Raw genomic sequence first — 2,429 nt, forward strand, 5'->3', positions numbered from 1 at the left:
ATGTACGACCCACTGATCCGCTGGAACCAGGATGACTTCACGCCGGCGCCCGGGCTCGCGGAGAGCTGGGAGGTCTCCGAGGACGAGCTCACCTGGACTTATCACATCGATCCCAACGCCACCTGGTCAGACGGTGAGCCGGTCACCGCCGACGATGCGAAGTTCACCTTTGAGCTGCTGCAGAGCAACGAGCTCTTCAACTCCCGGCACGGCGGCTTGGTCGACCAGATGGCCTCGATCGAGGCACCGGATGATCAGACGTTGGAGATCACCACCGAGGAACCCAACGCGATCATGAACCACCTGAACAACATCATGATCATGCCGGAGCACGTGTGGGGCGAGATCGAGAACCCCGACGAGTACATCGGCGAGCCGGAACAGCCCACCTCGGGCCCGTTCCACCTCACCGAGTACAGCGGCGGCGAGCGAGTGGTGCTGACCGCCAACCCGGACTACTGGGATGGCCCGGTCGGCTACGACCAGATCATCTTCCAGAGCTATCAGACCACCGAGGCCGCGGTCCAAGCTCTCCAACAGGGTGAAATCGACTTCCTCGACAACCTCAACCCGGAGCAGGCAGCCGCTTTGGAGGCCAACGAAGACATCACCGTCAGCATCCAGCCGAGCCGGCACTTGGAGAACATCAGTTTCAACATGGGTGCGCGGACCCAGGACGGCGAAGAATTCGGCGACGGCCACCCGGCTCTCGCCGATGTCGCCGTGCGCCAGGCGATCCACCACGTCGTCGACAAGGATCAACTGGTCGACACCATCCTCGACGGCAACGGCACCCCCGGCGTGGGGTGGGTCGCCCCGATCTTCGCGGATCACTTCTGGGATCCGGGCGAGGAGACCGTGGAGGTCAGCGCCGACCTGGGCAATCAGCTCCTGGACGACGCCGGCTACACCGAGCGGAACGACGACGGCATCCGCATCGACCCGGAGAGCGGCGAACCGCTGAACTTCCGGGTGCTCTACCACTCGGACCGGCCGGTCTATGCGGACATCGTCGACTTCCTGGTGGACTGGGTCGCCGAGCTGGACATCGCGCTGGAACCGATCCCGATGGAGACCACGCCGCTCAACGAGGAGACCGACGCCGGCAACTACGACATCGCCTTCGGCGGCTGGAACTACGGACCGGACCCCAGTGAGGACCTCGCCTACCTCACCTGCGACCGGTTACCCGACGAGCCGGAGCCGACGGACCTGTCGTTCGACTTCTACTGCAACGAGGACTTCGACGCCTTGTGGGAGGCCCAGGTACAGGCCACCGACCCCGAGGAGCGCGCCGGCATCGTCCGCGAGATGCAGCAGATCCGCTACGAGGACACTCCGCAGATCATCCTTTACAACGACCACGCCATCGAGGCGTACTCCAACGACTGGACCGGCTTCGGTATGTTGCCCGCGTCCGGCGGTACCATCGCCCGGCAGCAGGGCCACTACGGATACGGCCAGGCTGTCCCCGCCGACATGGCGGCCGAGGAGGACGGCGGGGCGGCCGGCGATGATGACGGCGGCGCAGCAGCCGACGGTGACGACGCCGACGCGGCCTCCGATGACGACGGCGGTTCGAACACCGGCCTGATCGTCGGGATCGTCATCGCGGCACTCGTCGTCGTCGGTGCGGCAGTCTGGCTCGTCCGTCGTCGCTCGACCGCCGACGAACGCGAGTAGAGCGGACCCGACCGCAACGACACCACCGAACAAGGGACGAGAAGTTCTCGATGAGCGACCTCTCCACCGCCCCGGTGCCGGCGTCACCACCAGGTGGCTCCGGCACCGGCGGCGACGGCAGTGAACTCGACGCAGTGACACCACCGTCCGGCACGCCGCGTTCGGCGGCACGGCGGGACCTGTTCCGCTACGTCGCCGGACGGGTGTCCGGCGCGCTGGTCTCGATGGTTCTGGTGCTGCTCAGTGCCTTCTTCATTTTCCGCGTCATCGGCGGCGACCCGGTACGGGCGATCGGCGGGGACTCGCCGATGACCCCGGAGCAGCGCGCGGAGATCGAAGAGCGCCTCGGCCTGAACGAACCGATGACCGTCCAGTTCTGGGAGTACGTCAAGGACCTGTTCACCCTGGACTGGGGCCAGTCGTACGTCTCCAGCGCCCAGGTGACGGACCTGATGTGGGACCGGCTGCCCAACACGCTGCTGCTCACCGCTACCGCGCTGGTGCTCGCCGCCGGCCTCGGTGTGTGGATCGGTGCCCGCGCCGGCTGGAAACAGGGCACCACCTTCGAGAAGACACAGGTGGGCATCTCCCTCACGCTGTGGTCGGCGCCCACGTTCTGGCTCGGCATGATCGTGATCATCGTCTTCTCGGTCGAGCTGGACCTGTTCCCGGTGAACGGCATGCGATCAGCTCGCGGCGTCGACGACGGCTTCTTTCCGGAGCTGGTCGATATCGCCCACCACCTC

2 protein-coding genes are annotated in these 2,429 nt (G+C 66.0%); both read left to right on the forward strand.

The window, feature by feature from the left end; all coding sequences use genetic code 11:
* A partial coding sequence (locus tag ELR45_RS12120; protein WP_129666259.1) for an ABC transporter substrate-binding protein occupies positions 1–1,683 on the forward strand: 1,683 nt, incomplete at its 5' end.
* A 50-nt stretch (positions 1,684–1,733) separates the two neighbouring features.
* Positions 1,734–2,429, forward strand: a 696-nt coding sequence (locus ELR45_RS37635; protein WP_205856469.1) for an ABC transporter permease, incomplete at its 3' end; no start/stop codon positions are given.

This window comes from Phytoactinopolyspora endophytica, assembly GCF_004138495.1.
In the GTDB taxonomy this organism is placed as follows: Bacteria; Actinomycetota; Actinomycetes; order Jiangellales; family Jiangellaceae; genus Phytoactinopolyspora; species Phytoactinopolyspora endophytica.